We start from the raw sequence: 25,705 nt of genomic DNA, 5'->3' as shown, positions 1-25,705 counted from the left end.
AATTATAGCGGCTTGCCCAGCAGTTACAGCCCCCTGCTGGGCAAGAGAAGAGCAATTTCAGAACAGATACAGGCTGATCCAGTAAGCAATGGCGGCCACAAAGGCACTGGCCGGAATGGTCAGTATCCAAGCCCAGACGATGTTGCCTGCAACCCCCCAGCGCACAGCACTGGCCCGTTGTGTGGAGCCAACGCCCACAATAGCGCCAGTGATGGTGTGGGTAGTGGAGACCGGAATGCCCAAGCCTGTTGCAATGAACAGCGTCAGGGCGCCACCGGTTTCAGCACAAAAACCACCAACTGGCTTGAGCTTGGTGATCTTTTGGCCCATCGTTTTCACAATGCGCCAGCCCCCAAACATCGTGCCCAAACCAATGGCCGCATAGCAAGCCACAATCGTCCAAGTGGGCGGTGCACTGTCGCTGGCCGAAGCGTAGCCTGTGGCAATCAACAATAGCCAGATGATACCGATGGTTTTTTGGGCATCATTGCCACCATGCCCTAGGCTGTAAGCCCCCGCAGACAACAATTGCAGACGTCTAAACCATTTGTCCACTTTGCTGGGTCGTGTGCGCCGGAAAATCCAAGCCACGGCCACCATCATCAGCGAACCGAGCAAAAACCCCAGCAACGGCGACACAAAAATGAAAGCCACAGTTTTGAGAATGCCCGTGGACACCAAGGCGCCCGCGCCTGTCTTGGCAATCACCGCCCCCACGATGCCCCCAATCAGGGCATGGGAGGAACTGCTAGGAATGCCGTAATACCAAGTAATGACGTTCCAAGTAATCGCGCCCACCAAGGCACCAAAAACAATATGGGTGTCTACCACCCCTGGCTGAACGATGCCCTTGCCCACAGTGGCCGCCACACTCAAATGGAAGATGAAAATGGCGACAAAGTTGAAAAAGGCGGCAAACACCACCGCCTGCGTGGGTTTGAGCACCCCAGTCGAGACCACGGTGGCAATGGAGTTGGCGGCATCGTGAAATCCGTTCATAAAGTCGAACAGGATGGCCAATGCCACCAGCATCACCACGACCCAAAGGGCAGCTTGTGCAGTTTCCATAACGTGTGCAGTCCTGTCCTGCTCAAGCGTTCTCGAGGATGATGCCCTCGATATGGTTAGCCACCGTCTCGCACTTATCGGTGATGGTTTCTAACTGCTCATAGACGGCCTTGAGCTTGATCAACTCGCGCACATCAGGCTCTTCGCGGAACAACTTGCTCATGGCGGTACGCAGCACACGGTCAGCATCGCTCTCGAGTTGGTCGATCTCGGCACAGGTTTTGAGGGCTGCCTCGGCAGTAGACTGATCGGCCACCTTGTCCAACAACCGCACCGCTTCGCGCACACGCTCGCAGCACTTGACGGCCAAGTCCGTCAGACGGGTAATTTCACCCGTCATGTGCTGGATATCGTACAGTTCCATTGTCTCAGCCGCATCTTGGATCAAGTCGGCCACATCGTCCATCGCATTGATCAGGGCATGGATCTGTTCGCGATCGATTGGGGTGATGAAGGTCTGGTGTACCGAGCGATTGACCTCGATGGTGATCAGATCGGCTGCCGCTTCAGCAGTGTCCACGGCCTGACCATATTTTTGGCGCAGGTCGATGTCACTGTAGTTAGAAACCAGCTGTGCCAATGCCTGTGCGGCTTCCACAATGCGATCGGCATGGTGGTTGAACATCTCGAAAAAATTGCCTTCTCGCGGCAGCAGCTTGCCAAATAGCATTAAATCTCCTAGGGAGGAATTAGAAACAACCGTTACGCTGTCATGACAAAACCATGACAAATGCGTGAATAGTGGAAGTTTAACCGTGGCATCTGCCTGTACCAGCACCAATAACAATGCCGGCGGGTGAAAACCCGCCGGCCAGATGAAGCACGCAAGAAGGTGTGGTTTAGAACAATTCGTCGCTGCTCAGACCAGCCATCGCTGTGTCGCTGGCCTTGACGGTTTCGGCATAGGCTATGGCTTGTGGCAGCACCTGATCAGCATAAAAGCGGGCACTGGCCAGCTTAGCACGGTAGAACGATAGATCGCCCTCGCCCTTGTCTAAGTAGTTAGCAGCGACCAGCGCCGCTTTGCCCATCATCCAGCCACCACAGACCGTGACGGCCAAGTGCAGGTAAGGGACAGCAACTGTGAGCACACCGCTCAAACCTGTTTGGGCATTCGCTGCCAACCATTCGGTGGCGTCGGTCCACATCTTCAAACCCGCACCCAAACGCTGGCCTATCGCCTGCAATTCTGGCTTGCCAGACATACCCAGTGCCTTGGCCGTAGCGTAGATTTCGCCAAAAACCACCTTGGCGGTAGCGCCCTGATCCCTCATCAGTTTGCGAAACAACAGATCATTGGCTTGAATGCCTGTGGTGCCCTCGTAGATCGTGGTGATGCGCGCATCGCGCCAATGCTGTGCGGCGCCCGTTTCTTCGATGAAGCCCATGCCACCGTGGATCTGAATGCCAAGCGAAGTCACATCAATGCCCATTTCGGTGCCACCTCCTTTGACAATCGGGATCATGAACTCTGCAAGGTAGAGGCAGCGTTTTGCGGTATCTGGGTCATGCCCGCCAGCATGGGCACGATCGAGCAAACCAGAGGTGTAATAGGCCAGAGCACGACAGGCTTCCACACGCGACTTCATCAACATGAGCATGCGGCGAATGTCCGGATGCTTATCGATGCTCACCAGTGGCTCGCCCGTCAGGGCATCACGGCCTTGCTTGCGGTCTCGGGCATAGGCCAGTGCTTGCTGGTAGGCACGTTCACCCAGCGAAATACCTTGCAGGCCCACACCCAAACGGGCCGCGTTCATCATGATGAACATGTATTCCAAGCCCCGGTTGGCTTGGCCAAGCAGGTAGCCTGTGGCCCCACCACTGTCTCCGTAGGCCATGACACAGGTGGGGCTGGCGTGGATGCCCAGCTTATGCTCTAGCGAGACGCAGTAGGCATCGTTGCGGGCGCCCAACGAGCCATCGGCTTGCACCAAAAACTTCGGCACAAGAAACATCGATATGCCCTTGACTCCAGCAGGAGCATCCGGTAAACGAGCCAGCACAAGATGGACGATGTTGTCGGTCATGTCGTGGTCACCATAGGTGATGAAGATCTTTTGACCAAAGATGCGGTAGGTACCATCGACCTGCGGCTCGGCGCGCGAGCGAATCAGCGCCAAGTCTGAGCCTGCTTGTGGCTCGGTCAGGTTCATCGTGCCAGACCACTGGCCGCTGATCATTTTTTCTAGGTAGACCGATTTGAGTTCGTCACTGGCGCAGGTGAGCAGCGCCTCGACAGCGCCAGCGGTTAGCAATGGCCCCAGCGAGAAGGCGAGATTGGCCGAACAGGCCATCTCTTTGACGGCCAGCCCCAATGTTTCTGGCAGCCCTTGGCCTCCAAACTCGGTGGGTGAGGTCATGCCATTCCAGCCTGCCTCGCAAAACTGGGCATAGGCTTCTTTCCAGCCCGTGGGTGTGCTCACTCCGTTGGCGGTGAGCTGGCAACCTTGGGTATCACCCACACGGTTCAATGGCGCCAACACCTCGCCGGTGAACTTGGCCGCTTCGTCCAGCACTGCATTGACCAAATCGGGCGTGGCCTCCTCAAAACCGGGCAACTGGCAAATTTGCGGTAGATCGACGATTTCGTCCAACACAAAACGCATCTCTTGCACTGGGGCATGGTAGTGGCTCATTTTCTCTGTCTCCTTGGTATTGTCAGAATGGGTTGTTCCACAAAGCGGCTTTGGCTGCCCGGTATTCCTGCTGCATACGGGCAATAACTTCGGGGGTTGACCAGACTTCATTGATGGTGCCTACCCCCTGACCAGCCCCCCAAATATCTTTCCATGCCTTGGCACCACTGGCGGCTGCGCCAAAGTCCATGGCCTTCTTGTCCTGGTCTGGCAGGTTCTCTGGATCGAGGCCCGCAGCGACAATGCTTTTTTTCAGGTAGTTGCCATGCACACCCGTGAAATACGGTGTGTAAACCACATCTTTGGCCGCCGAATCAAGAATGGCCTGCTGATAGGCAGCGACTGCATTGGCCTCGCGGGTGGCAATAAAACGCGTGCCGATATAAGCAAAATCGGCCCCCATTGCCTGTGCGGCCAGCACGGACTGGCCGTTGGTGATGGCCCCAGACAGGGCAATCGGGCCATCGTAGAACTTGCGGATTTCTCCCACCAGCGCAAACGGACTCAAGGTGCCAGCGTGACCGCCCGCGCCAGCACAGACCAAAATCAAACCATCCACGCCCGCTTCTAATGCTTTTTCGGCATGGCGTACGCTGATCACGTCGTGAAAGACTTGGCCACCATACGCATGGACATCTGGGACGATCTGCGTGGGCGCTGACAGGCTGGTGATAATCAACGGCACTTCATGCTGCACGCACAGTGCCATGTCATGCTCCAGCCGCGTATTGGACGGATGAATGATCTGATTGACCGCAAACGGTGCCGCCTGAGGGGCGGCGGCCAGCTCGCGCTTGATCCGGGTCAACCAATCATCGAGCAGTGATTCCGGACGGGCATTGAGCGCCGGAAAGGAGCCAATCACGCCACTCTTGCACTGGGCAATGACCAGATCAGGATTGGACACGATGAACATAGGCGCGCAGATAACCGGCAACGCAAGGTTCTGGTTCAGGGACACAGGAATAGGCATTTAAGCTCCCTCTTTCAATGCACGACGCAAAATCTTGCCCACGTTGGTACGCGGCAAATCCTCACGAAACTCAACGTGCTTGGGCACCTTGTAACCCGTCAACACGCTGCGGCAATGCTGAATCAACGCAGCCGCGTCGAGCGCCGGGTCTTTGCGCACCACAAAAATCTTGACCGCCTCGCCAGAGTGCGCATCGGGCACACCAATGGCGGCTACTTCCATCACCCCCGGGTGCATGGCAACCGCTTCTTCCACCTCTTTGGGATAGACATTGAAGCCAGAGACCAAGATCATGTCCTTCTTGCGGTCTACCAGATAGATAAAACCCTGCGCATCCATATAGCCGATATCACCAGTGCGCAAAAATCCATCCGGATAAAAGACCAAGGCGGTCTCTTCTGGCCGCTGCCAGTAGCCCTTCATCACCTGCGGGCCACGAATGCAGATTTCGCCCGCCTGCGACACGGCCACTTCGGTGCCGTTGTCATCACGAATGGAGACCTCGGTCGAAGAGATGGGCAGGCCAATGGCACCGTTGAACTCTTTCATGTCCAGCGGATTGATGGTGGCTGCGGGAGATGTTTCGGTCAGGCCATAAGCCTGTAGCAATGGCGTCCCCGTCACCTGCCGCCATTTCTCTGCGATGGGTGCTTGCACCGCCATGCCCCCGCCCAAAGTCAAGCGCATGGTCGCGAAGTTGAGCCTAGAAAAATCTGGATGGTTGAGCAGCGCATTGAACAGCGTATTGACGCCCGTTACCACGCTGACGGGGTACTTGCCCCACTCCTTGATGAAGCCAGGAATATCGCGTGGATTGGCAATCAGCAGGTTGCGCGCACCAATCATCAGAAAGGTTAAGCAATTTGCAGTGAGTGCAAAGACGTGGTAGAGCGGCAGGGCCGTAATGATGAATTCCTCTCCCTCGCGCACCACGGGATGAATCCAGTTGTAGGCTTGCGTGACATTGGAGGCCACGTTGGCATGGGTCAGCATAGCGCCCTTGGAAATGCCGGTCGTCCCTCCGGTGTATTGCAAGAAGGCAATATCCGACTGCTCCAGCGGCACAGGTGTCCAGCCGTGGCTACGCCCCATCGCCAACACGGCATTGAAACCAATCGTCCCCGCAATTTGCCAAGGTGGCACCAGCTTTTTGACCTTGCGCACCGCCAGATTCACCAATGCACCCTTGATGCGCCCCAGCATTTCACCCATCGGCGTGACCACCACATGCTTGAGTGCCGTACCGTCCATCACCTGCTGCAAGGTGTGGGCGAAGTTTTCCACAATGACAATGGCTACCGCCCCAGAATCTTTCAACTGGTGCTCAAGTTCGCGTGGCGTATACAAGGGGTTGCAATTGACCACCACGCAACCCGCCCGCAACGTACCAAACAAGGCCACGGGGTATTGCAGCAGGTTGGGCATCATCAATGCCACACGGTCACCTTTCTTGAGCCCCTTGGCCTGCAACCAACCCGCAAAAGCTTGGCTTTCCTGCTCCAAGGCACGGTAGGTCATCTCTTTGCCCATGCTGATGTAGGCCACCTTGTCTGCGTATTTGCGACAGGCATCCTCAAACAACGCCACCAGCGATGGAATGTGATCGATATCGATCTCGGACGGAATGCCCGGCGGATAGCTTTTCAGCCAGATTTTTTCCATGGTTATCTCCTCTTGCCACTTCCGTCCTCAGCCGCCAAGCAGGGACTGCTTCAAGGCGGGGTCAGCGGGCCTGTCACCCAACCACACCTTGAGTAGCGCCGGTGCCAAAGCTGGCGCAGCTATTTGGCCCCGCAGCTGACCATTGAGGCTGACAGCCACCCCATCGGCCATCAAGTCGATTGCCACGGTTTGGCCCTCACGCACCTTGCCGATCTGCTGCATGATGGCGGCCAACTGATCGCAGGCCGCTTGCAGGCCCGCCAACTCACTGGGGCTCAGGTTGGCCTTGAGACCATCGTCCAAAGCAGCATGCAAAGACTGCGCATCCACATCACGCAATAAACGCAGTGCCATGCGGCGCGGTGCAGCGTTGTCGAGCAACACGGCCACTTGTGTCGATTTCTGCGGTACGTAGAGCGCCCCCACATAGAGCTTGATAAAAAGCTTGCTGCGCAGGCCCGCGCCATTGAGTACCAACTCGCGGTTGCCCACACGCAGGCTATCTTCTAAGCGCACCCCGGCCACCTCGGCAGCGTGCAACCCAGGGGCCGTGAGCAACGCTGCCATCAGCGCGCCCCGCCACACGGTCATGGAATTCAACATGGTTTGTCTCCTCCACCAGTCTTTTGCCGGTAGTAGTTTTTCTCGGCGATGTACACCGTGCGTTCCACCACGGTGTGTACAACGCCATGCTCATCTTTCAACTCCACCAGAAAAGTCCGCTCGAGTTCGGGGGTTTGCCCCAGCGCCCTGCGAATCTCGTAGAGCTCTTCGTCGGTCAAGCGGAAATCGGCATAGAGCGTCGTATAGCCAGGCTTCTTGTAACGGATGCTGGCTGCCTTGTCCCAAACGATGTAGCCCTCGCCCAAGGCTGCCATCAGCATCATGGGATGCGCACCATCGGTGATCGCAAACAGCGAGCCGCCATACAGCGAACCGACAATATTTCTTGTCTTCCACGACAATGCCAAACGCACACGGATATGGCGCAAGTCATGCGCCACATACACCACGCGTCCACCCGTACCACGAAAGGCGGGATGGAAGTTGAATCCCATCCGCACCATACGTGCCCGCCAAGCGGGGGGCCATTGAGCCATCCAGGCGGGTTTCATGGGCAACAAACGTCAAATGCGCTCAAAAATACCGGCAGCGCCCATGCCCGTGCCAATACACATCGTGACCATGCCGTACTTTCCCCCTGTGCGTTGCAAGCCATGCACAACGGTGGCTGTGCGGATGGCCCCGGTAGCGCCCAGCGGGTGCCCCAACGCAATAGCACCACCGAGCGGATTGATCTTTTCTGGGTTCAGGCCCAGCTGCTGAATCACCGCCAGTGACTGCGCAGCAAAGGCCTCATTCAATTCGATCCAGTCCAGATCGTTCTGACCAATGCCTGCCTGCGCCAAGGCCTTAGGAATCGCTGCAATCGGCCCAATACCCATGATTTCAGGGGCCACGCCACTGACGGCATAACCTGCAAAACGAGCCAGCGGGGTTAAATTGTGCTGTCGGAGGATCTTTTCCGACACCAGCATCACCGCCCCCGCGCCATCAGACATCTGCGATGAGTTGCCCGCCGTGACCGAACCCCGCGCATGAAACACCGGCCTCAGCTTGCCAAGTTTTTCCAACGAGGCATCCGCACGCGGGCCTTCGTCTGCCGTCATCGTGCGCTCGCGCTGCTGGATCTGACCCGTTTGCAGGTCAGGCAGACTTTCGCGCAGGACATACGGCGTGGTCTCGGCTTGGAAGTGCCCAGCAGCCAAGGCAGCACAGGCTTTTTGGTTGGAAGCCAGGGCAAACGCGTCTTGTGCCTCACGGGAAATCTTCCACTGCTGAGCCACCTTCTCTGCTGTCAGCCCCATGCCGTAGGCAATACCCAAATTTTCGTCCTTGGCAAAGATAGCCGGATTCATTGCCATCTTGTTGCCCATGATTTGCGGCATTACGCTCATCGACTCGGTGCCCGCAGCAATCATCACATCTGCCAAGCCCAAGCGAATCTGGTTGGCCGCATCGGCCACTGCTTGCACGCCAGAAGAACAAAAACGGTTGATGGTGACTCCCGGAACCGTCACGGGCAGACCCGCCAGCAGAGCGCCAATGCGGGCCACATTCATGCCTTGTTCGGCCTCTGGCATGGCACAGCCAACGATGACATCACCGATCAAGGCAGGATCGATGCTGGGCACTTGTGCCACCACGGAGCGCAACACAGCGGCCAGCATGTCGTCGGGCCGCACATGGCGGAACATGCCATTGCGCTTGGCCACGGGCAAACGGGTCGCGGCAACAATGTAGGCGTCTTGAATCTGTTGTTTCATTTTTTCTGTCTCCTGACCCGATTAGTTACGCAGTGGCTTGCCGGTTTCCAGCATGTGTTGCACTCTGGCTTGGGTTTCGGGGGTCTTGAGCAATTCGACAAACAAGCGCCGCTCGACGGTGAGCAACCACTCCTCATCCACCAAGCTGCCACCTTCGACCTCACCGCCACACAAAGCAGTGGCTGCCGCCTTGGCAACGCGGTAGTCGTGTGCCGAAATCATCCCGCCCTCTTTCATGTTGAGCAGCATCATCTCCAGCGTTGCAATGCCGGTCTTGCCCGCCACCGGAATGCCACGCGCCATCAGCGGGGGGACATAACCCACATCGGCCATTGCACGGGCCTCTTTGATCGCCACCCAGAGCAACTCATTGGCATTGAACAGCACGGTATCGGTAGGCTGGGCAAAACCGTGGTCGATGGCTTCCAGCGCACTCTTGGCCACTTTGGCCATAGCAATGTTCTGGAACACCGGTTGCAGGAAATTGAAGACCTCGTTTGGTGTGCTCGATGCCGCAGCCCAGCGGGCGGCACGGATGGCAAACTCCTTGCAACCGCCACCGGCTGGAATCAAGCCCACGCCTGCTTCCACCAATCCCACGTAGCTCTCCAGCGCCAGCACACGCTTGCTGGCGTGCATGACAAACTCGCACCCCCCGCCCAGCGCCATGCCCTGCACAGCTGCCACAACCGGCACCTGTGCATACTTGAGGCACTGCGATGTGCGCTGGAACTTCTCGACCGTGGCCTCCAACACATCAAACTGACCGGCGGCACAAGCGGCCCCCACTTGTTGCAGATTGGCCCCTACGGCAAATGGTGCCTCATGCCAGATCACCACGCCATCCAGAGCCAATTCGGCATGCTGCACTGCCGCCATCACGCCATCGAGCACTTCATTGCCAATGGTGTGCATTTTGGATTTGACAGAAATGATGCCAATGCGGGCATCTATCGTAGGCAGCACCCACAGGCGAACACCATCGTTCTCATACAAAGTGGTGCCCGACTTTTCCGGCGAGGCCACCGCCTCCCCCAGCACCCGTTCTGGAAACAATTGACGCTGATAAACCGGCAGCATCGAGCGAGGAACGTAGGTTTTCTGGCTTGCCGAGTAAGACCCCTCGGCGGTATGCACCCCCATACGCCCTGCTTCCAACGCCCAGCCAGGCAGCGGTGTTGCGCTCATGGTCTTGCCCGCAGCAATATCGGCAGCAATAGCCTGCGCCGTAGCTGCCCAACCTGCTGCCTGCCAAGTCTCAAACGGCCCTTGCGCCCAGCCAAAACCCCAACGCATCGCCAAGTCAAGGTCACGGGCATGGTGCGCGATGTGCTCCAACTGCACTGCCGCGTAGTGGAAGATGTCGCGGAAAATAGCCCACAAAAACTGTGCCTGTGGATGCTGTGAGGCCCGCAGCGCCAAGAATTTCTCTGCTGGGTTCTTGATTTTCAAAATAGCGGCCACGTCTTCAGCAACCTGACCCACCGAAGGGCGATACGCCTGCGCTGCCAAATCCAACACCTGGATTTCTTTGCCCTGCTTACGGAAAATCCCACCACGGGTTTTCTGGCCCAATGCACCCTTCTCAATCAACCCGTGCAACCATGCAGGCACCTTGAAGTGGCTGTGCCACGGATCATGGGGCAAGGTGTCTTGCATGGTCTTGACCACATGTGCCAACGTGTCCAGACCCACCACATCTGCCGTACGGTAGGTGGCACTCTTAGGCCGGCCAATCTTCGGGCCAGTCAAGGCATCCACTTCATCAAAACCGAGGCCAAAAGCCTGGGTGTGGTGCATCACGGCCAAAATCGAAAACACACCAATGCGGTTGGCTACAAAGTTAGGGGTGTCCAATGCCCGAACCACCCCCTTGCCCAAACGAGACGTCAACCAAGTCTCTAACGCATCGAGCGTTGCCGCATCGGTGCTCTGCGTGCCAATGATTTCAACCAAGTGCATATAGCGTGGCGGGTTGAAAAAGTGAATGCCACAAAAGCGCGGATGCAACGCCTCAGGCAATCCTTGTGCCAACGCATTCATCGACAAGCCCGACGTATTGGAGGCAATGATGGTATTGGTGCCAATATGGGGTGCAATCTTGGCGTATAGCTCGTTCTTCCAGTCCATGCGCTCAGCAATGGCCTCAATGATCAGGTCGCATTCAGCCAGCAAGGGCAGGTGCTCCTCGTAGTTGGCGGCATCGATCCACTTCAACTTGTCCACGCTGGCCAGCGGTGCCGGATCGAGTTTTTTCAGCCCACTGAGGGCTTTTTTGACGATGCCGTTTTTGTCGCCCTCTTTGGCTGGCAAATCGAACAACACCACAGGCACATTGGCATTGGCAAGGTGCGCTGCAATTTGCGCCCCCATCACACCAGCGCCCAGCACGGCAGCCTTTTTCACGGTCAGTTTGCTCAAGGTTGTCTCCTTTGATTTTGGGGTGCCGAAAAAATAAAACGAACGTTTGAATTGTAGAGGGGCCGTTCTACGGGTCAACCACTTTTTGTGAAAATTTTTTGCGCGTTGACCGTAGTACGGCAGATGCTGTTAGAAGGCGTAGTTCAACTGCACCGACAACATGTCGGCAGAGGTTTTGAACTGGCCGCGAATGGTCTGCACCACCGTGGTTTCGCTGGGATTGCTATAGACATTGCGTGCCGTCCTTGCATCCTTCACAAAAACATGGACATAGCCAAAATCCAGTGAGGCTTTGGGCGTCATACGCCACTTTGCCCCCAGCGCCAGCCAGACACGGTCGGCATCCGGCACGGTCATGGAGCGGAAGGTATCGCTTGGTACGGGGTTTTTGTCATAAGCCGTTCCAAACCGCAGCATCCATTGCTCATTGAGCTGATAGGTGGCCCCCAAACCAACGCGATAGGTGTCTTTGAAGTTATAACGCAATGGCGCTACCGCTCGCGTGCCATCGGCATAAACAGGCTCCAATTTTTGCAAACTGCTCCAACCCGACCATGTGTAGTCTGCCAGCACCGCCCATTTGCTATTGACCCGGTGGTGCAACGCCAAAGAGGCGGTATCGGGCGTGGTCAGATCAGCGGTAATGTCGCGTGTTGGGTTGGCTGTCTGGGTTTTTTCGCCCTTTAGATGAAAACGAATTTTGGAACGGTAACTAAAGCCCACACGGGTTTGTGGCTGTAGTTGGTACATCACACCCAAGTTATAGCCCCAAGCACCGCCATCGCCGGTCAGCCGGCCCGTTCCATCGGGGGTCGTGTTGGGGCCAAGCACCGTAGCCTGTTTGAAATCCACCTCTGCTCTGGCATAGTTGATCCCCACAGCCACCGACAGCGCATCATTGAGCTTGTAAGCCACCGATGGATTGAGATTGATGACTTTAATGCTGGTTTTTTGCCCCGAATAACGTCCGGTGAAAGCTTCTCCATAACTGGTTTCGTCGGCAAACGTGGGTGTGACCGCCATGCCAAAGCGCCAATCTGGCGTTGGTGCATAAGCGTAGTAAAACATCGGAATGGCATGCACCCCGCCGCCATCACCGCCACTATCACCTATGGGTTTTCCCACCACAGCATTCAAATAGCCACCCGTTCCCTCGTTGGTGAAGTGCGTACTGCGGTCAAGCACGGTGGTCGCCATGCTGAAGTTGTGTCGTTCAGGCAGATACGTCATACCAGCTGGATTGACAAATACGGTGCTGGCATCTTCTGCTGCGGCAGCAGCACCAGCATTGGCTACACCAATCCCAGAGGCGCTTTGCTCTGATAACTGAAAACCCGAAGCCAAGGCACCGCCACAAAACGCGGCAGCGATCAGCGCCGGAATGAGGCGCAGGGTCATTTTCTTTTTCATCCGTTTGTCTCCTGTGTTGTTGATGTAGGAATAAAAATTAGAACGAACATTCGTTTGAATTGATGGCAAAAAAATAATGCCCGTTCTGGTGGGATGACAGTGAAAAAATCTCTAGCGTTGATTACACCAACGTGCCTCAGGCCGCCTTGCGGCACACGGCGGGCTTATTGGCCGTTGCTACGTGGTAATCAAAGGGGAAATCATCCACACGCACCACCATGTCACGCAGATGATTGCGTCGGCGCATGATGTGGTACTCCGCTACGTTAATAACCCCTGCCTCCAAGGCCACCATGGCAATATCACGCACATTGGCTTGGGGGTTGTTGACAAAGCGCCCCTCTTTCTCAGCCGTGCGGATTTTGGCTTCGATCTCTTCGGCGGCCAGCGTTGCTTGGAGCGCCAGTTCAATCGCGCCAACCGGCTCATGCTCTTGGAGCGGCACAAAACACTCGGCGGTCAAGCGGTCGCGGGTGGCCGATGGTGCAATCAACAGCTGAGCCACTTGATGCCCCAGCGCATCTGATGGCAAAACACATGGATGGCCCCACGGAAACAAGATGCGATAAACCACGCGGGCCATGAAGCGCGCCGGAAAATTGGCTATCACCCCATCAAACGCCTGCTGTGCCTTGTACATGGCGTCCACAATAGCCCAATGGGCAAGGGCCGCATCCGCCTTCTGGCGACCTTCAGCTTCGTAGCGTTTCAGGGTGCAAGAGATCAAATACATCTGGGCCAAAATGTCACCCAAACGGGCCGACAGCTTCTCACGGCGCTTGACACTCCCGCCCAATACCAACAGCGACACATCAGACAAGAAGGCAAAGGCAGCAGAGAAACGGCTCAGTTGCTGGTAGTAGCGTTTCATTTCCGGGGCCACATCGGTATTGACACCCGCAAGGTGCGAGCCTGTCAGGCCCAACCACAAGGCACGCAAGCCATTTTTGGTAGTAAAGCCGATATGACCAAACAAGGCCTTATCAAAGTCCACCAACCCTTGCTGCACATGGGGGTTCTGGGCCGCCCGCATTTCTGACAACAAATAGGGATGACAGCGAATCGCACCCTGCCCAAAAATGATCAATGAGCGGGTTAGGATATTGGCACCCTCCACTGTGATGCCGATGGGCACTTGCTGGTAGGCACGCCCCAAAAAGTTGGACGGGCCAAGACAAATGCCCTTGCCGCCAATCACATCCATGCCATCATTGACCACCTGACGAGCACGCTCGGTTACATGGTACTTGGCAATGGCAGACACCACCGATGGTTTCTCTCCCAAATCCACCGCACCAGCGGTCATTTTGCGCACCGCATCCATCATGTAGGTGTAGGCGCCGATACGGGTCAGCGCCTCCTCAACACCCTCAAATTTGCCTACGGCCATCTTGAATTGCGAACGCACACGGGCATAACCGCCCACGGTACGCGCCGCCATTTGTGCCATGCCAGTGTTAGATGACGGCAGCGAGATAGAACGGCCCGCCGCCAAACACTCCATCAACATACGCCAGCCCTGCCCGGCCATCTTCGGGCCACCAATGATGAAGTCCAATGGCATGAACACCTCTTTGCCACGGGTTGGGCCGTTCATGAACATGGCATTCAGTGGGAAGTGGCGACGACCCGTATCAACACCCGGATGGTCGTATGGCACCAGCGCACAAGTGATACCTATGTGTTTTTGCTGACCCAGCAGACCCTCTGGATCATAGAGGTGGAAAGCCAAACCAAACACCGTGCATACCGGTGCCAAAGTGATATATCGTTTATCCCAAGACACCCGCATGCCAAGCACTTCCTTGCCTTGGTACATGCCTTTGCACACAATGCCCACATCCGGAATCGATGCCGCATCAGAACCGGCCCAAGGGCTGGTCAAGGCAAAGGCGGGCACCTCAATGCCCTTGGCCAAGCGCGGCAGGTAGTAGTTTTTTTGCTCCTCAGTGCCATAGTGCAACAACAACTCTGCTGGGCCCAGCGAGTTGGGCACCATCACAGACACCGACAACGCCGACGAGCGGGTGGACAGCTTGGTCACCACCTGCGAATGCGCATAGGCAGAAAACTCCAAACCACCGTATTTCTTGGGAATGATCATCCCCAAGAAGCCCTTGTCTTTGATGAAGCGCCACGCTTCGTGGGGCAGATCGTACAGTTCGTGGGTGACCTTCCAGTCATCCACCAAACGACAAGCCTCCTCGCACTCTGTATCAAGAAAGGACTGTTCTTGCGCCGCCAACTGGGGCACGGGGTAGGTGTGGAGTTTGTGCCAGTTGGGTTTGCCACGAAACAACTCCCCCTCCCACCATCCAGTGCATCACGCTCGGTGTCGGACATCTGGGGCAGCACTTGGCGGTAAGCCGCCAACACAGGGCTGGTAATCAGGCGGCGACGCAGCGGACGGATGGTAAGCAACAGCCCTAAGGCCAGTGCCACCCCTGCTGCCACCACAGGCCCGCTTGTCAATGTGAACTCCATCATTTGTCTCCTAGGATGCTCTCCAATGTTTGTCCCCTTGCTGATGGGCAACAAACATTCATACGTTCGTTTTAAATAATGATAAGAAGAAGGCCCGTAGATGACAAGTCTTTTTTCATTCATTCGTTTGAACGAGCTCCCCCGTCACGCTGGAGGGGGAGAGCACTAGGCAGCGATCAATGCTCTATCGGGGCAAATTGCGGCAGCGGTGCGCGCAAGCCACCCAGCAAAAAAGAGAGAAGGCGAGGCAACAACCGATCAATGCGATCAATCGAATCTTCGGGTTCAATCTGCCAGTCGGTCACCAAGCGCAAGCCATCGGTTCCAGCAATGGCGTAAGAGGTGGCCCCCAACATAAAGTGGAAGCGCCAGACAATCTCGGCCTTGGGCACATCTGGCAGCGCCTTGAATAAGGCCTCTTTCTAGCGTTCTACCACCGCCCCATACTCATGCGCCATAAAGGTACGGATGAACTCGGAAGGATCGGTTAACGTGCGGCCCAGCAAACGCAGAAAAGTCACGCCACCATGCTGCTGATTTTCGGCCATGCGCAACAAGGTGCCAAAAAAACCGTCCACGATCTGTGACGGCTTCAAGGGCTTGCCTGCAGCCGCACTTTCCATTTCATCCAGCACACGCAGGCGCTCTTCATTGAGCCATGCCAAGCGGCGTCGGAACACCTCCTGCATCAGTGCCCCCTTGGAACCAAAATGGTAATTGACTGCGGCCAGATTCACCGCGGCTCCACTGGTAATCTGGCGCATCGACGTGCCATCGTAGCCCTGTTCCATGAACAAACGCTCCGCCGCGTCGAGAATGCGTTCACGCGTATCTACCTGCCGAATTTCCATCACACTCACTCTCTATCATTCATACGTTCGCTTGAATGATAGAAAGAAGGCACAACTGCTGCAATCGTTTTTTTACGCCTTCCCGCCCGCGTCTTGATCCCACTTTTTCAAGCGGGCCAACTTCTCTTGGATCTTGATTTCCAGCCCTCTGGGCACTGGTTGATACCAACCAGGCTCTGCCATACCATCTGGCAAATAGGTGGCTGCTGCCGCATAGGCATGGGGTTCATCATGGGCGTAACGGTATGCCTGCCCATAGCCCTGTTCTTTCATGAGTTGGGTGGGCGCATTGCGCAAATGCACAGGCACTTCACGGCTCTTGTCCCGCTGCACAAAGGCCCGTGCCTGCTGGTAGGCCGCGTATCCTGCATTGCTTTTGGCCGCCACCGCCAGATAGATCACGGCCTGCGCCAACGCCAACTCCCCTTCTGGGCTACCCAATCGCTCATAGGTCAGGGCAGCCTCGTTGGCTATCTGCATCGCCCTAGGATCTGCGAGCCCAATATCCTCCCAAGCCATGCGAACTATGCGCCGGGCCACATAGCGAGGGTCGGCACCGCCGTCCAGCATGCGACAGAACCAGTAAAGCGCAGCATCGGGGTGGGAACCACGCACAGACTTGTGTAGCGCCGAGATCTGGTCATAGAAACTGTCTCCGCCCTTGTCAAAACGCCGACTGTTGAGGGTCAGTGCATTTTGGATAAAAGCCGCATTGATCTGGGTAACCCCAGCCGCATAGGCAGCCGTTTGGCATTGTTCCAGCAAATTCAGGAGCCGTCGGGCATCACCGTCGGCATAAGCGATCAGGGTGTCTTGGGCCGCAGCATCCCACTCCAGGGCGCTGGGTGCAATGGTGTGTGCGCGTTGCCACAGCTGCTTCAACTCCCCGTCAGTGAGTGGCTTGAGCACATAGACCTGGGCACGAGAGAGCAAAGCCGAGTTAACTTCAAAGGAAGGATTCTCTGTAGTGGCACCAATAAACGTCACCAAACCACTTTCGGCATAGGGAAGCAGGGCATCTTGCTGGGACTTATTAAACCGGTGAATTTCGTCCACGAACAGCAGTGTGTGCTGGCCGCTTGCCAGATGCTGTTCTGCCCGCTCCATCGCCGCTCGAATGTCTTTGACGCCAGAAAACACCGCAGACAACGCAATGAATTCGCACTGAAAAGCAGTCGCCATGAGCCGGGCCAAGGTGGTCTTGCCCACCCCTGGCGGCCCCCACAAAATCATGGAATGGGGTTTTCCTGATTGAAAAGCCAATCTGAGTGGTTTGCCCTGCCCCAACAGATGGGACTGTCCAACCACGTCATCCAAAGTTTGGGGGCGCAGGACTTCGGCCAGTGGGGTGTGTGCAGAAGACGTGGGCATGGCAAGCAAACGCAGAAAAAACGGGCATTATCCAACCCCCCACCTGTTCTTCAGGTATGTCATTTATTTTTCTGACACTGCACATGACCCCACACCTGTCCGCAGATCCATTTTTGATGGTGGTGACTACTGTAGGTAGCGCCGAACTGGCCCGCCAGATGGCCCGCAGCTTGGTCGAACAACAGCTGGTGGCCTGCGCACAAATCAGTGCCATTGAGAGCTTTTACCCTTGGGAAGGAAGGGTACAACACGATACCGAATGGCGCATTCTGTTCAAAACCCAGCGCCACCTGTATGCCCAGGTGCAATCAGCCATTCAGGCACTGCACAGTTACGATTTACCAGCCATTCATGCCGTCGCTGTGGAGGCTATTGAACCAGCCTATGGTGACTGGGTACAGTCCCACTGCAAACCAGCCGTGCTCTCTGTCTGACACTCTCCTCAGACCCAACACCGGCAATAGCCTGCTGTTACTGACGCAATACATCCGCCCCTGCGGGGGGCTTGAACTGGAAGGTAGCAGCGGGCAATACCGGATTGGTTTGCACCTGTGAAAACCGGATCATGGAACGCTGTCCAAAGCTGTCCAGAATTTCCAGTGCAGCCAATTGTTCCCCAGCAAAACCAATGCGCACACTTTGCAATTGGCCCTCTTTGCTCTTGGGGCGGGCCAGCACCCACTCCAGATTTTCTTCACCTTGAGGTGCCGGACTGACCTCTAACAGAAAATCCATGCGCAAAGCCTTCAAGTCGGGGGCAGCAGCCAATAAAGCTGCTGGTGCGCTACCCAAGGCCTGCGCCTGGGCACGTTGCGTGACTTGGTTCAAATCGGCATCGTAGAGCCACAGACTTTGACCGTCGGCCACAATGGTTTGCAAAAACGGCTTCTGGTAAACAAAGCGAAAACGCCCTGGACGCTGGAATTCAAAGGTGCCACTGGATGTCTTGCTGCGCGCTGCCTGCCCATCTTTGCCAGGGGAAGTCACTACCTGGGTAAAGTCTGCTCGCCCCGTTTGGGTTCCCCGCAAGAATACGTCAAGGCTTTTCAACCCGTCGGCCATCGCCGATGGAATGCCCACCAGCAAGACGAATGCAGTCAGTATCTTTTTCATCGGCATGGGCAACAGACACTTAAAAACCGACGGTCTCATCTGGTGCCAGTGGCTCATCCAGCACACCGGGCACATACACAGGCCGCCCCTGAGACTTTAAGAACGCCACTACGCGGTGGACTTCGTCGGCAGAAACCAACGCGCCATGCACCCGTGTTGGCACACCGGCGCCAGCCATCACATACAACATGTCTCCCATCCCCAGCAGGGTTTCTGCCCCAGTCTGATCGAGAATGGCTCGGCTGTCGGTCTTGCTGCTGACTTGGAAAGCCATGCGGGTAGGTATATTGGCCTTGATCAAAGCCGTAATGACCTCAGTGCCTGGTCGATGGGTAGACAAGATCAGATGGATACCCGTGGCACGGGCTTTTTGTGCCAAACGTGCGATCAATTCCTCGGTTTTCTTTCCCGCCACCAGCATCAGATCTGCCAGCTCATCGACCACCACCACAATGTGGGGCAAGTGCCCTAAAGGCTCGGGCTCCGAAAAATCTGCCACCAACGGATTGAGAATGCACTCATCACGGGCCTCGGCGGCATCAATCTTGGCGTTATAAGCCGCCAGATTGCGTACCCCCAACTTGCCCATGAGCCGGTAGCGGCGCTCCATTTCTGTCACGCACCAGTTCAAACCACGGGCTGCCTGGCGCATATCGGTCACGACAGGGGCCAACAGATGCGGAATATGGGCATAAAGGGACATCTCCAGCATCTTGGGATCGATCAGCAGTAGGCGCACATCCGCAGGCTCGGCCTTATAGAGCACACTCAGCAGCATGGCATGCAGGCCCATAGCCTTGCCAGAATCGGCGGTGCCCGCCAGCAAAACATGGGGCATTTTGGCCAAATCAGCAACCACTGGGTGGCCCACAATATCTTTGCCCAAGGCCAACGCCAGTAAGGAGGTATGCTCCCGAAAGGCTGCCGATGCCAAAATCTCGGTTAAACGAATACTTTGGCGTTTGACGTTGGGCAACTCCAACGCCATATGGTCTTTGCCCACAATGGTTTCTACCACCCGAATAGACACCAGACTCAGAGCGCGCGCCAAATCACGGGCCAACTCCACAATTTGTATGGGCAGTACGTCGGGGGCGAGTTTGATTTCGTAGCGGGTCACCACCGGCCCAGGCATGGCCGCAGCCACAGTCACCTCGACGCCAAAATCCCGAAGCTTCTTTTCAATGAGACGACTGGTCATCTCGAGTGTGTCGGAAGAGACGGCCTCCTGCCGCACCACTGCGGTCTCTAGCAAGGTCAATGGTGGCAGGCCCGTGCGGGGGCGATCCATTGCTGGGGCTTCCGACCGCTCCCTCATCAAGGGAGCCGGTGCAGAGTCTGGGGCCGGATCCACCCAGCGCGGCGCCGCTTGTTCTGGATCAATGATTTTCAGGGGCTGTGGATGGTGCTCTTCCAACTCGATGCGTTCTTCATGCACCACTTCTTCACGCAAACGGGCTGCACGTTTGCCCTCAGCAATATCTTTGGCCTCTTCGCGACGGACGCGCCCCAATTGCACCACAGCGTCGAGGCGTGCGCCCAAACCCTCGGCCAAACGCGTCCAAGAGAAATGAAACACCTGTGCGGCACCCAGCACCGCCAATGCAAAACCCAGCAGACCCGAGCCATCAAAGCCCAACCACCGCATGGTGGCTGGCCCAACGATGTAGCCCAACACACCACCTGCATGGCCTGGCAACAACGACTCAAAATGATACAGACGCGACCACTCTAGCCCTGCACTGGCGCACAACAACAACGCCAACCCACCCCAAAAGCGGGCACGACGGGCCAATACTTCTTTGAGCGACAGCTCATCGGCCAGCAACTCGTCACCGCGCAAGCGCCGGGCCAAAGACGACAGCCAAACAAAGGCTCCCGCCACCAAACACCACCACACCGAAAAACCCAGAGAAAAATAACTGACATCGGCCAGCCAAGCACCTGCCCGACCCAGACGGTTGCGCACCAATCCATCTCCGGCCCCAGAAGTAGACCAGGCCATGTCCAGTGGCGAATAACTCAGCAGCGTCAGCAGCCAGAGCACCAGTGCCAACGCACCGGCCAGCAGCGAGACCTCATGGCCTAGCCGGGCAATGCCTGTGCGCAGTGCAGATTTGCCAGGGGGAGAAGCATTCAGGGTGTTGGATGAATAGGTCATGGGCGTGCGGGCGAAGCTTACCCGATGATGCAACGACATATGGCGCAGAAGCCGACCCCGCCGACCAGCATTGCGCTGCCATTACGGCTATTGTCGTTTTCAATGAATGCCATGCAAAGCATGCCATCAGCAAGACGGCCAAGTTGCATGATACTTGCACCTCTGTGTAATCGCATGAATCTGAACTTTTAAGCCCTATGTCCAGCACCTCACACGCCCAAGTCCTGATCCTTGGTTCCGGCCCTGCCGGTTATACCGCTGCTATTTATGCTGCCCGCGCCAACTTGAACCCGGTGCTCATCACTGGCATGGCGCAGGGTGGACAGCTCACCACCACCACCGAGGTGGACAACTGGCCTGCCGATGTGCATGGCGTGCAAGGCCCAGAATTGATGCAGCGTTTTCTGGAACATGCCGAGCGATTCAAGGCACAAATCATTTTTGACCATATCAACCAAGTAGACTTTTCCAAACGCCCCTTTACCTTGACAGGCGACAGCGGCACTTACACCTGCGATGCCCTGATCATTGCCACCGGCGCTTCGGCCAAATACTTGGGCCTGCCCTCGGAGCAAGAATTTATGGGTCGGGGGGTTTCGGGCTGCGCCACCTGTGATGGTTTCTTTTACCGCGAGCAAGATGTCTGCGTGGTCGGTGGCGGCAACACGGCGGTGGAAGAAGCCCTGTACCTGTCCAACATTGCGCGCAAAGTCACGCTGGTGCATCGGCGCGACAAGTTCAAGGCCGAACCCATCTTGATCGACAAGCTGATGGAAAAGGTGGCTGCGGGCAAAATTGAACTCAAAACTTTCTTTACCCTACAGGAAGTGCTGGGCGACCAAAGTGGCGTCACTGGCATTCGCATCCAAAGCACCCAAGACGGCCACAGCGAAGACATTGCCCTGCAAGGCTGCTTTATTGCCATCGGCCATGCCCCCAATACCGACATTTTCCAAGGCCAACTGGAGCTGGACAACGGCTACGTTGTGACCCAAGGCGGGCGCAATGGCTTTGCCACACAAACCAGCGTACCTGGCATTTTTGCCGCCGGGGACGTGCAAGACCATATCTACCGCCAAGCCATCACCAGCGCGGGCACCGGCTGCATGGCTGCACTGGATGCCCAACGTTTCTTGGAACAAAACCCACCCGTTTAAAGCGCACGGGTTATAATCCTAGGCTTTGCCAAAACTGGCCCAGTCTCTTGCAGACAAAGCCGGGGTTTTGATAACCATGGCAATCGGGTTACCGCCACCCTTCTGGCGAGGTGAGGTTGAGCCACCAGGCAGGTGCCGCAAGGCAGCCGCCCCGCAGTGGCCAACCGTTCCAAATGATCGGAGTGTCCTTATGGCACGCGTATGTGACGTCACGGGCAAGAAGCCCATGGTCGGGAACAATGTTTCCCATGCCAACAACAAAACCAAGCGCCGGTTCCTGCCGAACCTGCAATACCGCCGTTTCTGGGTTGAGTCGGAAAACCGCTGGGTGCGCCTGCGTGTTTCGAGCGCAGCCCTGCGTTTGATCGACAAGAACGGTATTGAATCGGTGCTCGCAGACCTGCGCGCACGTGGTCAGGCTTAAGGAGAAGCACCATGGCAAGCAAAGGCGGACGCGACAAGATCAAGCTGGAATCCACTGCGGGTACTGGCCACTTCTACACCACCACCAAAAACAAGAAGACCACGCCCGAGAAGATGCTGATCATGAAATTTGATCCTAAAGCTCGCAAGCACGTCGAATACAAAGAGATGAAGCTGAAGTAATACTTCTGCCTCTACCTTCTCCAAAAGGCTGCCCGGTACACCATGACCCGGCAGCCTTTTTTCGTTGCCAGTCCTCTCTTTACTGAGCGTTCAATCCTTGGCATCGATGCTAGGACAGCCGACACGCATCAGCCGCAAGGCGCCCTGCTCATGGACGATACGCAGCGAGCCATCCGCTTGGGATGCTTCGATCATGGGCAGCAGAAGAAAACGGTGCAACAGCAAATAGCGAATTTGGGAAAATCTTGGCGAGATGGCCTGCAATTCGCACCAAGGGCGTCCTTGCACCAAGGCTTGGCTTAACACTGGCGCTAGGTTGGGGTTGTCTGTAAGCGGTGGGGTATGGCGCCTCAACTCCTCCATCATCAGCATGGGGGCATAGGTGGTCAACACCAGCCCCCCGAATCCGGGGTCGCGTGCATAGTCCAGCAGATAGCGGTTCAACGCCGGATCATCAGCCGCCTGCTGCAACGAGTGCTGCCTTTGACGGAAGTCTTCGATGCTCCAAGGGGCCACCCAAGCCAGCACAGCAGCCACGGTTAGCACACCAAAAGACATCCATCGGCCAACCCCAGACAAAGGCCAGTTCACTAGACCACCGCCGTCTGCAGCGACTGTGACAGGAAGCACTTTGTCCCATTGGTCGAGTAACCACTGCACGCCAAACCCCAAAGCAAGGGCCACAGGCACCATGACGGGCAAGAGATTGCGACTGTCATAAGAGAACAAGCTGGCCCACAACAACAAATACGGTAGACACAGGCCAAGCACCAAACGCCGACCATCCACCCTCATGCAGGCCATCGCCAACAGGACAGTGACCACACCAGCAGCAGTAGTTGCAGAACCAAAACCAGCGAATGCGTCCATCAGCGGCCCTTGCAAAGCATGGCCGATACGCTGTATCCAGTTCCGATCTGCATGGATAATGCCAACGAGGTAGCCAATGTTTGTCACATCGACCCCCATGCGAATGCGCCAAGCGGTATACAGATACCACGGGGCGGCAAGCGCCAAAAAAAGCAACGCCTTAAACGCAATTGATGACCACGGCACCTGACGGCGCAGCCACATCGCAGCCGCTGCGCCTAGCCACCACAGCCATGCAATACCGCCCGGCTGCTTGGTCAACAGTGCAGCAGCGGCGGCAATGGCCGCCAGCGTCAGCGCCATACTGCGATCTATGCTGCCACGATAGCCAAGCAGGAGCAGATAGGCTGTAAGCGAAACAAAGCAGGCCACGGGCACATCCGCATAGCCGGAGTCGGCCATGCCGCGGAACGCGAAACGCAGCAAAACCAGCCAAGCAGCACACCCCCACAAAAAGGCATCGTCACGCCAACGCCGATACCCATCCACCAAAAGCAAACAAGGCAAAACTGGAAACAGCAGTATGAAGAGTCGGGCCACCGGCTGCGCAGCATCCGGATCGATCCATCCATACAGCCCCGCCAGAGCCGTCGGCAACAGTTGTGGATAGCCCATCGTATAGATGGGCGGAACGTGGCGATGCCATTCTGTAGCCCAGCGATTCCAACTGACAAGGGCATCCCAAGCCTCAAACACACCGGGCACGCCACGGGCAATATCTTGGGCGAGCAGGGCCAGGGCAATAGCAACAGCGGCCATCGCCAGTGCGTGCCGATACCAGCGGCCTTTTGCAGGGGTGGCTGGCATACCCAGGTGTACATGCCGGAAACGGCGCACGAGCCAAGCCCACGCCACGAACGTGAGAGCAGCGGCAATGGTAGGCAACGCCCAAGCCGGCAAAGCCCCCTGCCCCACGGCCACGGCAAAGAAGAAAGTCTGGAAATTTGCCAGCAACCCAAGACACATCCCAAGGCCCAAGGCAGGCACAAACCCCAGCTGTCGCCCCAATGCCGTGGGGGCTAGCCAAGGCCACAGCAAGGGCATGAACCCCACCCACTGGAGCAATGCCATGAGGGCAGCGAAGGTGGCGTGGACGCTCAAGAGGTCTGCGGTCATTGATCAGGCGTGCGCCGCACGCAATTTGAGCAAGAATTGCCGTTTAGCGTGGGTAACTCAGCCTTTTCTGACCCAGACTGCGGCAAAAAAACCATCAGTTTGGTGCAGGTGCGGCCACAGACGCACATACTGCGTGCCCGTGTCACCACCGCTGCACAAACTGGCCGCCGCATCGACTTTGAGCTGTGCCAACACTTGGCCGGCATCCAGTGCCACAAAGTCGGGGTGTGCAGCCGCAAAGGCTTGGGCAATGCGTTCATTTTCTTCGGGCAGCACGCTACAGGTCGCATAGACCAAACGCCCACCGGGTTTGACCAAGCGTGCAGCACTGGCCAAGATGGCCGCCTGTTTGACCTCTAGCTCCTGCACGGCTTTAGGGGTTTGGCGCCATTTCAAGTCGGGATTGCGGCGCAGGGTGCCTAGGCCAGAACAGGGGGCATCGACCAGAACACGGTCAATCTTGCCCGTCAGGCGTTTGACACGTTCATCACGCTCATGGGCAATGGCGGCTGGATGCACGTTAGACAGTCCGCTGCGCGCCAGTCGTGGCTTGAGCGCATCCAGCCGGTGCGCCGACACATCAAAAGCATACAAGCGCCCAGTGCTGCGCATGGTGGCACCAATCGCTAGTGTTTTGCCGCCCGCACCAGCGCAAAAATCTACCACCATCTCGCCACGCTTGGCATCGAGCAGCAGCGCCAGCAGTTGCGATCCTTCATCTTGCACTTCAATCGCGCCACGCACAAAGGCGGGCAACTTGGTCAACGCAGGCTTGCCCACCACACGCAACCCCCAAGGGGAATAAGGGGTTTCTACCGAAGCTATACCCGCCTGTGCCAACTCTCGCTGCACATCGGCGCGTTTGTCTTTCAAGACGTTGACCCGCAAATCCAATGGCGCACTGCACGACAGTGCCCGCACCAGTGGCCAAAAGCCTTCTCCCACTTGCAGTTTCAGTGGCTGTGCCAGCCAATCGGGCAGGTTGTGGCGGTGGCGCTCCATCAACTCATCGTCGCGCACAGCATCGCATTGGATGAGCCATTGTTTTTCACGCTCATTCAAGGCGGCATGCAAAAAATCACGGGCACCGTGCACAGCCTGAGGGTGGGTGCGCCGTGCCTCCTCGTCTTGCCAGTGGGCAAAGCCCAAGATGGCCAGCCGTCGCTCACGCGGGCCAGAGCCGGAAGGGGCCATGTGGTCAAACAAAAGTTTCTTGCGTAATACCGTATAAACGGTTTCGGCCAATGCCGCACGCTCGCGCTGGCCCAAGCCCCGGTGATCACGGAAAAACCGCGACACCACGGCATCGGCTGGGTGTTCAAAGGTAAGGGTGAGCCGCACCAGTTCGGTACAGGCTTCAATAAGGGCTTTCGGATGCATGGGGGTGATTGTCCCTGATAAGGAGATAGCCCTCCCGCCCCTAGCATCATCATCACCACCCGTTAGGATGGATGGTCTGCCACGCCCCAGGAGCGA

At 56.8% G+C, this 25,705-nt stretch carries 19 protein-coding genes and 2 pseudogenes; 4 read left to right on the top strand and 17 right to left on the bottom strand.

What is annotated here, in order from left to right:
* Positions 1-57 precede the first annotated feature (57 nt).
* From ACYVB2_RS04940 to ACYVB2_RS04880, 13 genes and pseudogenes are all read right to left on the bottom strand, one after another.
* The gene (locus ACYVB2_RS04940) at positions 58-1,068 is read right to left on the bottom strand and encodes an inorganic phosphate transporter (RefSeq protein ID WP_382430918.1); all 1,011 of its coding nucleotides are present in this window, start codon (positions 1,066-1,068) and stop codon (positions 58-60) included.
* A gap of 22 nt (positions 1,069-1,090) precedes the next feature.
* The gene (locus ACYVB2_RS04935) at positions 1,091-1,738 is read right to left on the bottom strand and encodes a DUF47 domain-containing protein (protein WP_382430920.1); all 648 of its coding nucleotides are present in this window, start codon (positions 1,736-1,738) and stop codon (positions 1,091-1,093) included.
* A 169-nt stretch (positions 1,739-1,907) separates the two neighbouring features.
* Entirely contained in the window at positions 1,908-3,707 is a 1,800-nt protein-coding gene (locus tag ACYVB2_RS04930) for an acyl-CoA dehydrogenase C-terminal domain-containing protein (protein ID WP_382430922.1), read from the bottom strand.
* A gap of 22 nt (positions 3,708-3,729) precedes the next feature.
* On the bottom strand, positions 3,730-4,680 hold the full coding sequence (locus ACYVB2_RS04925) for an NAD(P)H-dependent flavin oxidoreductase (protein WP_382430924.1): 951 nt from the start codon (positions 4,678-4,680) through the stop codon (positions 3,730-3,732).
* Positions 4,681-6,342: a long-chain-fatty-acid--CoA ligase gene (locus ACYVB2_RS04920; protein ID WP_382430926.1), complete on the bottom strand. Its 1,662-nt coding sequence runs from the start codon at positions 6,340-6,342 to the stop codon at positions 4,681-4,683.
* A 27-nt stretch (positions 6,343-6,369) separates the two neighbouring features.
* On the bottom strand, positions 6,370-6,945 hold the full coding sequence (locus tag ACYVB2_RS04915; RefSeq protein ID WP_382430928.1) for a chalcone isomerase family protein: 576 nt from the start codon (positions 6,943-6,945) through the stop codon (positions 6,370-6,372).
* Positions 6,939-7,457, bottom strand: a complete 519-nt coding sequence (locus ACYVB2_RS04910; RefSeq protein ID WP_382430930.1) for a DUF4442 domain-containing protein — start codon at positions 7,455-7,457, stop codon at positions 6,939-6,941. Before ACYVB2_RS04910 ends, ACYVB2_RS04915 begins: the two co-directional genes overlap by 7 nt.
* Positions 7,458-7,469: 12 nt before the next feature.
* Positions 7,470-8,669: an acetyl-CoA C-acyltransferase gene (locus ACYVB2_RS04905; RefSeq protein WP_382430932.1), complete on the bottom strand. Its 1,200-nt coding sequence runs from the start codon at positions 8,667-8,669 to the stop codon at positions 7,470-7,472.
* Positions 8,670-8,690: 21 nt separating this feature from the next.
* Entirely contained in the window at positions 8,691-11,090 is a 2,400-nt protein-coding gene (locus ACYVB2_RS04900; protein WP_382430934.1) for a 3-hydroxyacyl-CoA dehydrogenase/enoyl-CoA hydratase family protein, read from the bottom strand.
* A gap of 129 nt (positions 11,091-11,219) precedes the next feature.
* On the bottom strand, positions 11,220-12,500 hold the full coding sequence (locus ACYVB2_RS04895) for an OmpP1/FadL family transporter (RefSeq protein WP_382430936.1): 1,281 nt from the start codon (positions 12,498-12,500) through the stop codon (positions 11,220-11,222).
* A gap of 136 nt (positions 12,501-12,636) precedes the next feature.
* Positions 12,637-14,984 (bottom strand): annotated as a pseudogene (locus ACYVB2_RS04890) (acyl-CoA dehydrogenase).
* Positions 14,985-15,160: 176 nt separating this feature from the next.
* Positions 15,161-15,835: pseudogene (locus tag ACYVB2_RS04885) on the bottom strand (TetR/AcrR family transcriptional regulator).
* Between the two features lie 72 nt (positions 15,836-15,907).
* Positions 15,908-17,206 carry a replication-associated recombination protein A gene (locus tag ACYVB2_RS04880; protein ID WP_382430942.1) on the bottom strand — a complete coding sequence of 433 codons (1,299 nt, stop codon included), beginning with the start codon at positions 17,204-17,206 and terminating at the stop codon, positions 15,908-15,910.
* A gap of 83 nt (positions 17,207-17,289) precedes the next feature.
* Between ACYVB2_RS04880 and cutA the strand changes: the two genes are divergently transcribed.
* On the top strand, positions 17,290-17,640 hold the full coding sequence (cutA, locus tag ACYVB2_RS04875; RefSeq protein ID WP_382430944.1) for a divalent-cation tolerance protein CutA: 351 nt from the start codon (positions 17,290-17,292) through the stop codon (positions 17,638-17,640).
* Positions 17,641-17,677: 37 nt separating this feature from the next.
* Here the strand turns inward: cutA and lolA are convergent, their stop codons facing one another.
* Entirely contained in the window at positions 17,678-18,319 is a 642-nt protein-coding gene (lolA, locus tag ACYVB2_RS04870) for an outer membrane lipoprotein chaperone LolA (protein ID WP_382430946.1), read from the bottom strand.
* Between the two features lie 19 nt (positions 18,320-18,338).
* Positions 18,339-20,480: a DNA translocase FtsK gene (locus tag ACYVB2_RS04865; protein ID WP_382430948.1), complete on the bottom strand. Its 2,142-nt coding sequence runs from the start codon at positions 20,478-20,480 to the stop codon at positions 18,339-18,341.
* 197 nt (positions 20,481-20,677) lie between these two features.
* Here ACYVB2_RS04865 and trxB point away from each other — a divergent pair, with 197 nt between their 5' ends.
* The 3 genes from trxB to rpmG all read left to right on the top strand — a co-directional run bounded on the left by trxB (position 20,678) and on the right by rpmG (position 22,243).
* Complete coding sequence (trxB, locus tag ACYVB2_RS04860; RefSeq protein ID WP_382430950.1) at positions 20,678-21,637, top strand: thioredoxin-disulfide reductase; 960 nt, start codon at positions 20,678-20,680, stop codon at positions 21,635-21,637.
* A 190-nt stretch (positions 21,638-21,827) separates the two neighbouring features.
* Complete coding sequence (gene rpmB, locus ACYVB2_RS04855) at positions 21,828-22,061, top strand: 50S ribosomal protein L28 (RefSeq protein ID WP_091451105.1); 234 nt, start codon at positions 21,828-21,830, stop codon at positions 22,059-22,061.
* Between the two features lie 11 nt (positions 22,062-22,072).
* Positions 22,073-22,243 (top strand): 50S ribosomal protein L33, encoded by a 171-nt coding sequence (gene rpmG / locus ACYVB2_RS04850; protein WP_091451102.1) that lies wholly within the window; start codon positions 22,073-22,075, stop codon positions 22,241-22,243.
* A 90-nt stretch (positions 22,244-22,333) separates the two neighbouring features.
* Here the strand turns inward: rpmG and ACYVB2_RS04845 are convergent, their stop codons facing one another.
* Complete coding sequence (locus tag ACYVB2_RS04845; protein ID WP_382430953.1) at positions 22,334-24,229, bottom strand: hypothetical protein; 1,896 nt, start codon at positions 24,227-24,229, stop codon at positions 22,334-22,336.
* A 57-nt stretch (positions 24,230-24,286) separates the two neighbouring features.
* Positions 24,287-25,609: an RsmB/NOP family class I SAM-dependent RNA methyltransferase gene (locus tag ACYVB2_RS04840; protein ID WP_382430955.1), complete on the bottom strand. Its 1,323-nt coding sequence runs from the start codon at positions 25,607-25,609 to the stop codon at positions 24,287-24,289.
* Between the last annotated feature and the right edge of the window lie 96 nt (positions 25,610-25,705).

Source organism: Giesbergeria giesbergeri, from assembly GCF_054779375.1.
The sequence above is the reverse complement of the archived record's forward strand: the minus strand, read 5'-3'. Positions and strand labels throughout refer to the sequence as shown.